This is a genomic window from Candidatus Chloroploca mongolica, from assembly GCF_004762035.2.
GTDB classification, from domain to species: Bacteria; Chloroflexota; Chloroflexia; order Chloroflexales; family Chloroflexaceae; genus Chloroploca; species Chloroploca mongolica.
Genome location: NZ_SIJK02000021.1, coordinates 29,334 through 41,842 on the forward strand (window position 1 = coordinate 29,334; position 12,509 = coordinate 41,842).

General features: G+C 60.0%; 10 protein-coding genes. 6 read left to right on the plus strand and 4 right to left on the minus strand.

Annotated features, from left to right (window positions below; translation table 11 throughout):
• Nucleotides 1-164: 164 nt before the first annotated feature.
• From EYB53_RS12770 to EYB53_RS12785, 4 genes are all read left to right on the plus strand, one after another.
• Complete coding sequence (locus tag EYB53_RS12770; protein WP_135478568.1) at nt 165-1,328, plus strand: thiolase C-terminal domain-containing protein; 1,164 nt, start codon at nt 165-167, stop codon at nt 1,326-1,328.
• A gap of 207 nt (nt 1,329-1,535) precedes the next feature.
• Nucleotides 1,536-2,189 carry a YIP1 family protein gene (locus EYB53_RS12775; RefSeq protein ID WP_097654403.1) on the plus strand — a complete coding sequence of 218 codons (654 nt, stop codon included), beginning with the start codon at nt 1,536-1,538 and terminating at the stop codon, nt 2,187-2,189.
• A gap of 27 nt (nt 2,190-2,216) precedes the next feature.
• Nucleotides 2,217-2,612 (plus strand): Zn-ribbon domain-containing OB-fold protein, encoded by a 396-nt coding sequence (locus EYB53_RS12780; RefSeq protein ID WP_135478570.1) that lies wholly within the window; start codon nt 2,217-2,219, stop codon nt 2,610-2,612.
• Nucleotides 2,613-2,617: 5 nt separating this feature from the next.
• Nucleotides 2,618-3,850, plus strand: coding sequence for a radical SAM protein (locus EYB53_RS12785; protein ID WP_135478571.1), 1,233 nt, complete (start codon nt 2,618-2,620; stop codon nt 3,848-3,850).
• 9 nt (nt 3,851-3,859) lie between these two features.
• Here EYB53_RS12785 and EYB53_RS12790 read toward each other — a convergent pair whose 3' ends face one another.
• Nucleotides 3,860-4,468, minus strand: a complete 609-nt coding sequence (locus tag EYB53_RS12790; protein ID WP_135478572.1) for a Uma2 family endonuclease — start codon at nt 4,466-4,468, stop codon at nt 3,860-3,862.
• A gap of 146 nt (nt 4,469-4,614) precedes the next feature.
• On the opposite strand from EYB53_RS12790, the gene EYB53_RS12795 reads away from it, so the two are divergent.
• Nucleotides 4,615-6,252, plus strand: a complete 1,638-nt coding sequence (locus EYB53_RS12795) for a peptide ABC transporter substrate-binding protein (protein ID WP_167857381.1) — start codon at nt 4,615-4,617, stop codon at nt 6,250-6,252.
• Between the two features lie 105 nt (nt 6,253-6,357).
• Here the strand turns inward: EYB53_RS12795 and EYB53_RS12800 are convergent, their stop codons facing one another.
• Genes EYB53_RS12800 through EYB53_RS12810 form a run of 3 tightly spaced genes read right to left on the minus strand, consistent with a single transcriptional unit; the run spans nt 6,358 to nt 10,929 of the window.
• Nucleotides 6,358-7,173: an ABC transporter ATP-binding protein gene (locus EYB53_RS12800; protein ID WP_135478574.1), complete on the minus strand. Its 816-nt coding sequence runs from the start codon at nt 7,171-7,173 to the stop codon at nt 6,358-6,360.
• Between the two features lie 14 nt (nt 7,174-7,187).
• Nucleotides 7,188-9,431 (minus strand): ABC transporter permease, encoded by a 2,244-nt coding sequence (locus tag EYB53_RS12805; RefSeq protein WP_135478575.1) that lies wholly within the window; start codon nt 9,429-9,431, stop codon nt 7,188-7,190.
• A 10-nt stretch (nt 9,432-9,441) separates the two neighbouring features.
• Complete coding sequence (locus EYB53_RS12810) at nt 9,442-10,929, minus strand: HlyD family efflux transporter periplasmic adaptor subunit (RefSeq protein WP_254151051.1); 1,488 nt, start codon at nt 10,927-10,929, stop codon at nt 9,442-9,444.
• A gap of 193 nt (nt 10,930-11,122) precedes the next feature.
• On the opposite strand from EYB53_RS12810, the gene EYB53_RS12815 reads away from it, so the two are divergent.
• Nucleotides 11,123-12,001, plus strand: a complete 879-nt coding sequence (locus EYB53_RS12815) for a pyruvate, water dikinase regulatory protein (RefSeq protein ID WP_254151052.1) — start codon at nt 11,123-11,125, stop codon at nt 11,999-12,001.
• The last annotated feature ends 508 nt before the right edge of the window (nt 12,002-12,509 follow it).

Here is a 12,509-nt window from a genome sequence, read left to right on the forward strand (position 1 = left end):
TCGCCTCTGGCGGTAGGGTGTGGGGTGGCTGCGCTGCCAAAACCAGGCACACGAGGGGTGATGCAAAGTTCGCCTCTGGCGGTAGGGTGTGGGGTGGCTGCGCTGCCAAAACCAGGCAAACGAGGGCTACGCTGAAAAGGATTGTTAAGCAAATAAGGAGATGTATGCGATCATCATATATTGTGAGTGCTGCGGCAACTGCCGTTGGCGAGCATTATGCACGCAGTCTGAGCGATCTGGCGAGTGAGGCGGTACGTAACGCGTTTGCCGCCCTACCCGAGGTAAGCCCCGAGCGGGTGGGGGCGCTTTTTGTCGCGAATGCAATGGGCGAGACGCTGGCAAGCCAGGGGCAACTCGGGGCGTATCTGGCCAACGCTGTCGGACTACGAGGGGTGCCTGCGCTGCGTGTTGAGGCCGCCGGCGCAAGTGGCGGGGTGGCAATGCACCAGGCGGCCCAGGCGATTGCGACAGGGCAGTGCGACCTGGTGGTGGTGCTGGGAGCCGAGAAGGTAACCGATCGCCTCGAAGGGGCACTTGAAGCAGCGCTCGCGCTGCATACCGACACCGAGGCCGAGGCGATCCACGGGTTGACGCTGACCTCGCAATGGGCGCTGCTGATGCGTCGGTATATGCACGAATACAACCATGGCCTAGAAGCCTTTGCGCCCTTCCCGGTCAATGCGCATGCCAATGCAGCAAAAAATCCGCAGGCGCTCTACCGGTTTGCGATCAACGCCGACAAATACCGCAAAGCCGGCATGGTCGCCTCGCCGCTGAATATGCTCGATTGCAGCAGTGTCGCTGATGGCGCAGCATGTGTCATCCTCGCGGCAGAATCGCTTGCCCGCGAACTCCCCGGGCCACTTATCCGACTGGCTGGCACAGCGATCGCCACCGATACGCCTTCGCTCGGCGCACGCCGCAATCCGCTCGATCTTGAAGCAGCGCGGGCCAGTGCCCACGTCGCACTTGGGCGCGCCCATATGGGCCTCAGCAATGTGCAGGTCTTTGAATTGAGCGACCCCCACGGCATTGCTGCCGTGCTTGCGCTCGAATCAATCGGCTACTACGAACGCGGCGAGGCCCCGCGCCACGCCGCTGATGGGTCCATCGCGCCGAGCGGGCGCACACCGCTCGCCACGGCAGGCGGCTACAAAGCCCGTGGCGACATCGTCGGCGCAAGTGGCGTCTACCAGGTGGTCGAACTGGTACGCCAGTTGCGCGGCGAAGCCGGCCCAACCCAGGTAGCCGAAGCCCGCGTTGGGTTGGCGCAAACGCTCGGTGGCATTGGGGCAACCGCAGCTACCGCCGTCATCGTCGCTGAGTAGTACAGCTTCCGGGAAGCTCTGCGCGAAGATGTCATGGCGCACCGACGTGCCGAACCACCGATGAGCATGCCGCCACCACCGCACAAGCTTCCCGGAAGCTTTAGCTGTACGTTTCGCCCTTCATGCACTACAATGATCCCACGACCTTTGCCCTGGCAGGGTTCGCAGGTTACGCTACGTACTCGCCCTTTCTACAGGAGCCAGACCATGATTCAGGAGATGATCAACGGCAGCGTCGGTGTGCTGAGTCGACCATCAGTGGCGACCTTCGAGGAATATGAGAAGGATAATCTGGGTTGGGCGCTGATCTACTCGGTGCTCGCCGGGGTGATCAATGCGATCATTAGTGGCATTCAGTTCGCTCTTTTTCCACCAACACCAGTCAATCCGCAAGATTTAGGTGATGTCCCCCCGGAATTGGCCGAGTTGCTCGGCGGTATGACGACGGGTGCAGCAGCAGCGCCTAATATCTGGGCCTCGGTGATCGGGGCAATCGTCTTTACGCCACTCATTCTGCTCATTGCCTGGGGCATTACCTTTGCACTCGGGCGGGCGTTTGGAGGCGATGGCAAGTTTGGTGAACTGGCCTACAATATGTCGCTCTTTGGGGCACCCATTACGGTGATCGGGAGTGTGTTCGGCCTCATTCCATTTCTTGGTGGCATTGCGGCGTTTGCCCTCTTTATCTACAATCTCTACCTGACCTATCTCGCGATCCAGGCTGGCATGAACCTGCCGGGCAATAAAGCCCTATACGTCATTCTGATCCAGTTTGCCATCGGGATCGCCATTGGCCTCTGCTTTTTCCTTTTCTTTGCCCTCATGATCGCAGCCCTGATCGGCGCGGCTGGTGGGGTCTAGTTTTTTTACGAGGAGACGTTGATCGATATGGAAATTGCTCGTCACTGGCGCCAGCGCGCCGCACGTTATCGGTTGCAAGGTCAACGCCATCGTGAAACTGGTGAGGTACGCTTTCCCGCTCAGCCCCCTGCCATCGGCGAAGATCCGACGGTTTGGGAAGCCGTTGATCTCAGTGGGCGCGGCGAACTCTATAGTTTTAGTGTGCTGCGGCAGGGGCCTGATGGCTATGAGGGGCTTGTACCTTACCCAGTCGGGATGGTGCGCCTTGAAGAAGGCCCGCTGGTCGCGGCCCAGTTGACCGATTGCGCCGAGGCCGATCTTGCGATTGGTCAATCCGTTGAGATGGTGACACGTCAGTTGCTCGATACCGGCGAAGATAATGTGCTCGTCTATGGGTACAAGTTTCGCCCGGTGCTCGTGTAAGCGCAATGTCAACTGTTGCCCTCTACAATCTGACCATGATCGAGCTCGAAACCCTGCTACGTGACCTGGGCCAGCCGGCCTTTCGCGCCAAACAGCTCTATCGCCAGCTTTATGTCAATTTAGCTGACGACGCGATGACGATGACCGATCTGCCGCTCGCCCTGCGCGAGCGGCTCGCCAGCGAGGTGCGCCTGGGCGCGTTGCAGCTTGAACGGGTGCAAGAGACCGATCAGGGGCTGACGCGCAAGGCGCTCTTTCGGCTGCACGACGGGGCTGTGCTCGAAACCGTCTTGATGATCTATCCCGATCGCGCAACCGTCTGTGTTAGTACGCAGGCTGGTTGCGCGATGGGCTGCGATTTCTGTGCCACCGGCAAGCTCGGTCTGTTACGGAATCTGACGGTGGGGGAGATTGTCGAACAGGCGCTCTGGGCTTCACGTGAGTTACGGAAGTGGCAGGCAAGCCTGGTGGCCCCTGATGCAGCCCCACTCCAGACGCCTCCTGCCACAAGTCGGGCCAGACAACAAGCCTTGCCCGGCCCCGAGACCACCCGAACCGACGACGCTGGGCAATGGTGGGGCGGCGAAGGCGAGGCCTTTACCGAGCGGGTCACGCACCAGGTCGCCAGGGTGACCAATCTGGTCTTTATGGGCATGGGCGAACCGTTCGCCAACTATGATCGCTGGTGGGCAGCCGTCGAACGTCTGCACGATCCGCAGGGCTTCAACCTTGGCGCACGGAGCATGACCGTCTCGACGGTTGGGCTTGTGCCAGGCATCAGGCGCCTCGCCGAGGCATCGTTGCCGATCAGCCTGGCGATCTCGTTGCATGCGCCCGACGATGCGCTGCGCAGCGCGATGATGCCGATTAACCAGCGGTATCCACTGGTCGAATTGCTTGAGGCAACCCGTGACTATATCGATCGGACTGGGCGGCGGGTCAGCTTTGAATATGTGCTGCTGCAGGGGCGCAACGACCACCCGCACCAGGCACTTGCCCTCGCCCGCCTGCTGCGTGGTCAGGGCGTCAGCAAAGGGCCAGCCTTGCTCTGCCATGTCAACCTGATCCCGTGGAACCCCGTGCCAGGCATGCCACTCGGCCGCTCAGAACGCGAACGAGTGACGGCCTTCCAGCAAGTCCTGCTCGACTACGGCATCGCCTGCACCGTCCGCATCGAACGGGGCGTCGCCATTGCCGCAGCCTGCGGGCAACTCGCAGGCGCCTCAGTCCCAAGCTAAGCGCCAACCCTACGTCGCATCAAAGACCGCACTCACGGCCACCTCAAAGCCAGGCAAGATCAACGAGGTGGCCTGTTCACCACGAGCAAAGCGCCCATGCGCCACATAGGCCGCCCCATCAAGCGTCAAGACGGTGATCTGCTCGGCGACCGGATCAACCAGCCAGTACTCGGCAATGCCAGCCTCGGCGTAATCGACCACCTTGACCACCGTATCACGCTCAGGATCATCGGGACTGACAATTTCGACCACGAGATCAGCGCCAAGCCAGTACCGATTCTGGCGACGGGGATCATGGGCATCGCGCACAAGGAGAATATCGGGTTCACGATGCTTGCCGGGGCGAATCTGGAGACGCAACGGGGCGACCAAGACTTTGCCACCGAGGCGATCAACCCATAGCCGGAACCAATCATAGAGCAAGAGCAGCATAACCTGATGCTTATCGGTCGGCATGGGCAGCACCTCAATCATTCCATCGGTAAACTCGATCAAATGGCGCGTATGATCACTCAACCTCAGATACTGCTCTTCAGTCCAGAGCCCCTGAAGCGGATGCAGACTCACCTTGAGCCCGTCGTACTCGCGGACTAATGTCAAGTCAGTTGCGCTTGTCATAGGTTTCCTTTATGGCTGGTTCAAAAGCCAGCATAGCTGGCTTTTGAACCAGCCAAGGAATGATGCATTGGGCATCCCACGCCGTTGCCCATGCTATAATTATATGTTACTTCAAACGAGTCTGCCCGTTGCGGGAGGATCCAATCATGCAGGGTGCCAACAAGATCGCCTTCTCCACCCACCGAGCGTGGGTTGTCATAGCGTTGCTGCTCGTGCTCAGCTTGAGCCTTGGTGCGTGTGTCCAGGAGGCGAAAGAGCCCCTTTCTGGGCCAGTGCCAAGCCCAGAGGCGGCTTCGGGTGGGACGCTCATTATGACGCTCGGCTCACGCGATCCGACCACGCTCGACCCGGCCCTCGTTGGTGATGTGACGAGCGCTTTTGTCACCCGGCAGATCTTCAGCGGTCTGGTACGGTTGGACAAAGACCTCGAAGTCGAACCAGATCTGGCCGAAAGCTGGGAACGCTCGGAGGATGGGCGGAGCTACACGTTTCGCCTGCGGCCCACGGCCAACTTTGCCGACGGGAGGCCAATCACGGCTGAGGATGTACGCTATAGCCTGGAACGCGCCACTGATCCACGGCTCGGGGCGATGCTTCCATCTGCAACCTACCTGGGCGATATTGTCGGGGTCGCCGAAAAACTCGCCGGAACAGCCAGCACGATCAGCGGGTTGGAGGTTCTGGACGAACGTACCATCGTGCTGACGATTGACGCACCCAAGGGCTTCTTCCTCGCGAAACTGGCCCATCCAACGAGTTTCGTGGTTGACCAGCAGGCCGTTGAGTCCGGACGCCGCGATTGGACCGAGCAACCGAATGGGAGTGGGCCCTTTACCATCGAACGCTGGGAGCGGAACCAGTTGCTGGTGCTGGCGCGCAATCCTCATTTCGCCCGTGAACCGGCGCGCCTCGATCGCGTGCAGATGCTCATCGGTGCCGCCGCCAGCAATCCGCTGATCCTCTACGAACAGGGCCAGATCGATCTGACCAGTGTACCCTCATTTGCCCTGGCGCGCATTCAGGATGACAATAATCCCCTCGCGGCAGAACTCCGGCAAGAGCCACAACTCTCGCTCTTTTACCTGGGCATGAACGCCAACTTGCCCCCGTTTGATGATGCCAACATCCGCGAAGCCTTCCGCCTCCTGATTGACCGCAGCCTGCTCACCAATGTGACGTTGCAAGGCACCGCCGAGTCAGCCTACGGCGTCCTTCCACCTGGCATGCCTGGGTATAACGAGCAACTGACGCCACTTGAGCCAGATGGTGAGCGCATCCGCGAACTGATTGCGACGTCACGCTATGGGAGTGTGGAAGCCTTGCCACCAATTATCGCGTATGGCAGTTGGGCGAGCCTGCTGAGCGACGTGGCCGAAGCGACGCTCGGGATAACGATCGAGGTACGCGACTACGAAGATTTCGGCGACTACCTGGCCGCCCTGGAAGAGAACCGCTTCCAAATCTTTGGCACCGGGTGGATTGCCGACTATCCCGACCCCGAAAACTTCCTCGATGTGCTCTTTCGGAGTGGCAGCGGCCAAAACCATATGGCCTACAGCAACCCCGACGTTGATCTTCTGCTGAATCAGGCCGCCGTCGAGCCCGACGACAACAAACGCTACGCCCTCTATCAAGAGATTGAAGCGCGCATCATGGCCGACAGTCCGATCATCCCGCTCTACCATGACGTCGAGCATATGCTGGTAAAACCCTACGTGCGCGGCCTTGAGCTTACACCAATGGGAGTGCTCGATCTCAGCACGGTTGAGTTGGTCAGGCCGTAGGCTATCCCGCCAGCCACTAGATATAGTAGCTTTATCCACAGTAATCCCCCAGATGTGGATAACTTTACCATAACAAAGGTAGGAAACCGGGGCTGAACCTCGTTTTCAGACATGCTCAAGCAGTTCGTGCAACGGCCCGGCGATCTCGGCGAGCGCCGGAGGCAGGGGGTCACCACGCAGGATCGCTTGCCCGAGGGCCGAGCTTTTGAGTTCGATCAGCTCCCGTTCGAGTTGATTGGTCATCAAGACGTCACGCTGGATCTGGCCGTCACGAATGGTGATCACACGCTGTGCCGCCGCTGCGACCTCACTGTTGTGGGTGACAATGATCAGCGTGGTGCCCTGTTCGCGGTTGAGCGTGGTGAGCAGGGCCATGATGTCCGCGGTGGTTTTGGTATCGAGGTTGCCCGTTGGTTCATCGGCAAGGATTATTGCCGGGCGATTGGCGAGCGCACGGGCGACGGCAACCCGTTGACGCTCGCCCCCCGAAAGCTGGTTGGGCAGATGGTTGATGCGCGACGCGAGGCCAACCATCGTCAGCAATTCTTGCGCCCGGGCGCGACGCTGACCAGCCCGCAGCGACGACTCGTACATCGGGACTTCGACATTCTCACGAGCAGTCAGCGTCGGCAAGAGGTTGTGACTCTGAAAGATAAAGCCAATCGTCTCCCCGCGAAAACGGTCGAGGTTACGAACCTTGGTCAGTGAAGTCCCATTGATGATCACGTCGCCTGAAGAGGGGCGATCAAGCGCACCGATCAGATTCAAGAGGGTGGATTTGCCCGAGCCCGACGGGCCGACAATCGCCACGATCTCACCGGCCTGGATCTGCAGATCGACCTCATTCAAGGCTCGCACCGGCACACGCTCACCATAGATACGGGTCAATTTGCGTGCCTCGAGCACAATTGTCGTAGGCATAAAGTCGCTCATTTCTATTCGTGATAGAGCGCCGCAATCGGGCGCAGGCGCACCGCTCGCCACGCTGGCAACAGGCCACCAATCAGGCCGAGGCCGAGCGCCAGCCCGAAAATACGCCACAGATCGGCACTTGCATAGCTGATTGCGAGCACTTCGCCGTACCCCGGGATCATGACGAGCAACTGGTTGAGGCCCATCCCAAGCCCAAGGCCAGCCAGACCGCTGAGCAAGGCGAGGGCCAACGACTCGGCGAGGATCATCCGCAACACACGCCGACCACGCCAGCCGACCGCCCGCAGCACACCAATTTCGTGGGTGCGCTCAAAGACACTCATCAGCATCACATTCATCATGACGACGCCACCAACGAGCATCATCAAACCCATCAAGGCTCCAAAAAAGGCGTCCATCGTGGCAAAGTCTTGCATGCGTGACGTCAGATCGTTCGTACGCGCAACCAGCAGTTCAGGGTAGCGCGCCTCAAGCTCAGCCGCGATCTCGGCGGCTCGCTCAGGCGTATGCAGGCTAATCCCGAGGAACGAGACCTGACGCGGCTTGCCAAAGAGACGCTGCGCCTCACGGATGCTAATCACCCCGCCCGAGTCTTCATAGCCAATCCCGGTTTCGTAGATGCCCACAATCGTGAAGGTCTGACCGCTCAGGCGGAGCCGATCGCCCACCTGCTTATCCAGGCTATTGGCGGCCAGGCGCCCCAGGATAATGTCATCACTCCGTTGGATCAAACGGCCCTCGCTCACGCGATAATGGGCGATATGGTTCTCGCGGGGGTCAAGGCCATAGAGCAAAAAGAAGGGCAGGCCAGGTACCGCCGTTGAGCCAAAGACCAGCCGCGAGACAGCTTTGACCTCGGGGTGGGTGCGAAGATGATCGGCGAGCCGTTCGTCAATTGACGAGAACATCGCATCAGACGCGCCCGCTTGCTGGGCGAGAATATCAGCCTGGCCGGCACCAAGCATCTCGGTAATGACCTGACGCGAGCCTTCGGCGATGCCACTGAGTGCAACGATCAAACCAACGCCAACGCCGATCCCAAGCATGGTCATCAAACTACGCGTCGGTCGGCGCAGCAGATTGCGGAGCGCCGGCCCGCGTAGCAACGGGGCCAACAGGCGTGCCATCAAGCCCCAACGCACACTCGACCCTGCCTCGGCGCGCATCGCCTCGACCGGGGCAAGGCGGGCGGCCCGCCACGCCGGATAGCCGCCGCCAACTAGTCCAAGCACACCGGCAATCAGCACCGCCTGCACCATCGCCGACGATTCCAATTCACCGCTAAGGAAGCCACTCAACGCCGCCGATTGAGCTAGCAGTGTAATTGAACCAGCCGCGAGCAACAGGCCAAGCAGACCACCGGCGAACGCCACGATCAGCGCTTCACCAATGATCATGCTCACCACACGCCGCCTGCGCCACCCAAGCGCCCGCAGCACCCCGATCTCGCGGGTGCGCTCAAAAACGCTCATCAACTGAGCATTCATCATCCCCAGGCCACCAACCAGCATCGCAAAAATGCCGATCACCCAGCCCATCGAACGATAAATTTCAAGCAGATCGTCCTGACTATGGGGATCGCCCGAGCGCGTCGCTGCCAGATCAGGCCAGCGTTGCTCAATGCGCTCTTTGAGCGCATCGCGTTCATGGGCATCACGGACAAGAACTTTGAAAAAGGTCACCTGGCGACGGCGATCAAAGGCACGCTGCGCATCATCAAGATGGATCACCGCCCCATTGTCTTCAAAGCTCGCCCCGGTCTCATAGATCCCAACAACGGTATAGCTCATCTCATTGATGCGAAACTTATCACCAACCTGCTTTTTGAAATTGAGCGCTGCCTGACGACCGAGAATCAATTCACGGCGGGTAGCCACCGAACGCCCATCAACAATGCGATAACGCTGGATCGCAAACCCACGCGGTTCTTCACCCGCAATGAGAAAATAGGGCGTCTCGGGCAACTGCAGAATGCCGATGACCGTCCGATTCACGGCCGTCACACCCGGCATCGCGGTAATTTCATCACCGATCTCGGCATCGATAGCGCCCATCATAATCATGAGCGCATCTTTCTGGCTAATGAGCAGATCGGCATCGCGGGTATCGCCCGCACTGCCAAACCCACGCGCCATACCCTCACCAAAGGCCGAGAGCACCACGACCGCCGCGACCCCGATCGCAACGCCAAGCAGGGTCAGCAGGGTACGAACCTTGCGTCGCAGCAGATTTTTGAAACTGAGCATGACGCCCCCTTCAACCTTCGAGGGTCATGGTCGCCGTCATATTCCAGCGCAGCCGCGGATCCCACGTTTGCGGGACAATCGTGACCGTATAGATGACATCGCCTTGATAGGTCTTGCCCATGGCTTCAATCTGGCTAATCACACCGACAAGGTTGAGCTCAGGCAAAGCATCAAAGCTCAGAGCCACCGTATCACCTTCACGCACCGCCACAATATCCAGTTCGGTAAGATCGCTTGTCTCAATCTTCCACGAAGTCAGATCGGCCAGCACAAAGGCGGGCAACGTAGCCGATGGCTGTTCGCCTGGCTCAAGATTGATCGTCACCACCGTTGCGGCAAAAGGAGCGGTCAGTGTCGCTTTGGCAAGGGCAAGCTCGGCGAGGCGCAGATTGGCCTGGCTCGCACGTACACGCGCCTCGGCGGCGGCGATTGCTGGCGTTGAGGGATCGGCGAGCACCTGTTGCAACCCAGCTTCGGCCTGTTCCACACCAGCCTGGGCGGCCTCGAGTTCACCCGCACGAGCGGTACCACTCAACTGGGCCAGGCGCGCCTGAGCCGCGCTGACCCGTGCCCGCGCACCGGCGATCTGGTCATTCTCGGCCCCGGCGAGCAAACGATCACGCCGCGCCTCAAGTTCACGCAGTTGCGCCGTGGCAGCCTCAATGCCGGTGCGTTCAGCCTGCATGGCGTGTTCCAGGGCAACCCGGGCCTCTTCAAGAGCGGCTTCGCCATTTGCCACGGCACGGAAGGCCGCCGCTTCGGCATCCTGACGCGCCTGGGCAAGCGTTTCGCCCTGACGCTCGGCCTGTTCGCGCAGATCTTTATTTTCCCAGACAATGCGACTATACGCATCCTGGAGATCACGCAGGGCATTCGCCGCCTGGGTCACCCGCACCTCGGCGGCAAGCTTGGCTGCCGCAAGCGCATCGCGTTGCGCCTGCAGATTGGCCTGGGCTTGTGCGACCGCTGCTTCGGCCTGGGTCAGTTCCGAGCGATTGGGGCCAGCCAGCAGCCGTGCCAGGAGCGCCTGGGCCTCACGCAATTCATCGCGGGCAGCCTGAAGATCAGCCGCTGTGACCCGCCCGGCGGTCTGGCGCTCGGCGGCCTGCGCCTGCGCAAGTTGCGCCTCGGCGGCAGCGATTGCCTCGGGGCGCGCCGGCTCACGCAAAAGTTCATACTGCGCCTGCGCCTCGTCAAGCACCGCACGCGCCTGTTCAACCGCAGCTTCAAGCTCAGCCGTTTCCAACCGGGCCAGAGGTGCCCCTGGCTCGACCGTTTCACCCTCGCTGACCAGCACCTCGGCAACGGTACCAGGCAGCGCAAACTGCACCTCAACCGAACGGGCGGGCACAACCCGCCCATCAGCAATCACCAGTGGTGGTGGCGGCGCAAACGTATCTTCGATGACAGGCGTAGGCGTTGACGCCTGACCAAAGGAACAACTTGTCAACAACAACGTTGCAACGAGCACGACCATGCCAAAACCATGTCGTGACATCACACACCTCTAATTCGTTGACACACTCATAAACTTCAGGGCGCAGACCCTGAAGAGCATTCCCGTTCATTATCGCACACCTGTATCTACAAACGTGTAAAAGTCCCATAACAGCCTGTAACCGTTTCACCATCAATCCGCAAAGAAGTGTGCTACAATTTGACCCATTCTGGCCAGAAACATGAGGAAAACCATGGATCAAACGAGGACACCGATGTCTCAGGATGCGAGTCTGGCCCCACCGATCTATGTCGTATCAGGGGGCGAGGGACTGGTCGGATCGGAAGTGGCACGCCTGGTGATCAGCCAATTCGAGGGCGTCCAGGTACCCGTGATTGTCATTCCGAATGTCCACACTACCGAGCAGATCAGTGAAGTCATCGAAGAAGCGCGGGTCAGCCGCGGAACCATCCTTCATACACTGATGGAGCCAGGCGTGCGTCGCGATCTGATGCGGAAGGCACGGGACAACCGCGTGGTCGAAATTGATCTGGTGGGTTCGGTTCTTGCCCGCGTTGCCACCCTGGTCGGCAAAGAACCTCTGGGCAAACCGGGGCTCTACAAACAACGCCTTTCGACCTATTTTGATCGCCTTGAGGCGATTGAATATTCGATCAAGCATGACGATGGTGCGCGCACCGATGAGTTGCACGACGCAGAGATTGTGCTCGTCGGCATTTCACGCGTCGGCAAAACCCCACTGAGTATGTACCTGGCCGTGCTTGGCTGGAAGGTGGCGAATATTCCGCTGGTCAAAGAGGTTCCGCCCCCTGAAGCACTCTTTCAGATTGATCGCCGACGGGTGATTGGCCTTGTTGTTGACGCGGAACAGATCACCGCACGGCGCCGCCATCGGCAGCGTCGGACAGGCATGGCGTTTGGGAGTCGGTATGTCAGCCAGGAGACGACCGAGGACGAGGTCGAATGGGCACGTCGCCTCTTTCGCCAGCATGGGTGGGCCACGCTTAATTTGACCGACCGCTCCATTGAAGAGAGCGCCGACGAAATCATTGCGCTCGTCGCGCGCTGGTTCAAACATGGTACGGAAATAGATCCGTCGGGAGAATCCTAGGCGCAATACCATTCAAAGAAGCGCACGCGAAGGCGCGAAGGCGCGAAGGGGTCGCGCATCTACGCGGCAAAGAAGCGCACGCGAAGGCGCGAAGGGGTCGCGCATCTACGCGAAAAACGTTGCGCCTTTGCGTCAAAACAACCGCCTTATACCAATTCCGCTTGAAGGTGCCGCATTGTCATGCTGAGCGCAGCGAAGCATCTGTGCCGTTGGGACGCCCGTGACCCTTCGCTTCGCTCCTGCGCAACAAACCTCATGGATGGTCGGATCGCAACGCTTCCGCGGTCATTCCGAACGAAGCCGTAGGCGCAGTGAGGAATCTGCACTGATCGACATGGAAGACCCCTCACTTCGTTCGGGGTGACAAGGGCGTTCGGGGTGACAAGGGCGTTCGGGGTGACAAGGGCGTTCGGGGTGACATTGCGGGCCTGGGCACCAGCCTGGTTGCTCACGGCATCACTCCTTAGCAACACACCTCCTGGGCGGAGCGCAACGCCTCCCCGCCTCC

Coding starts and splice junctions, on each gene's coding strand:
- EYB53_RS12770 (WP_135478568.1), top strand. CDS start 165: ATGCGATCATCATATATTGTGAGTGCTGCGGCAACTGCCGTTGGCGAG.
- EYB53_RS12775 (WP_097654403.1), top strand. CDS start 1,536: ATGATTCAGGAGATGATCAACGGCAGCGTCGGTGTGCTGAGTCGACCA.
- EYB53_RS12780 (WP_135478570.1), top strand. CDS start 2,217: ATGGAAATTGCTCGTCACTGGCGCCAGCGCGCCGCACGTTATCGGTTG.
- EYB53_RS12785 (WP_135478571.1), top strand. CDS start 2,618: ATGTCAACTGTTGCCCTCTACAATCTGACCATGATCGAGCTCGAAACC.
- EYB53_RS12790 (WP_135478572.1), bottom strand. CDS start 4,468: ATGACAAGCGCAACTGACTTGACATTAGTCCGCGAGTACGACGGGCTC.
- EYB53_RS12795 (WP_167857381.1), top strand. CDS start 4,615: ATGCAGGGTGCCAACAAGATCGCCTTCTCCACCCACCGAGCGTGGGTT.
- EYB53_RS12800 (WP_135478574.1), bottom strand. CDS start 7,173: ATGCCTACGACAATTGTGCTCGAGGCACGCAAATTGACCCGTATCTAT.
- EYB53_RS12805 (WP_135478575.1), bottom strand. CDS start 9,431: ATGCTCAGTTTCAAAAATCTGCTGCGACGCAAGGTTCGTACCCTGCTG.
- EYB53_RS12810 (WP_254151051.1), bottom strand. CDS start 10,929: ATGTCACGACATGGTTTTGGCATGGTCGTGCTCGTTGCAACGTTGTTG.
- EYB53_RS12815 (WP_254151052.1), top strand. CDS start 11,123: ATGGATCAAACGAGGACACCGATGTCTCAGGATGCGAGTCTGGCCCCA.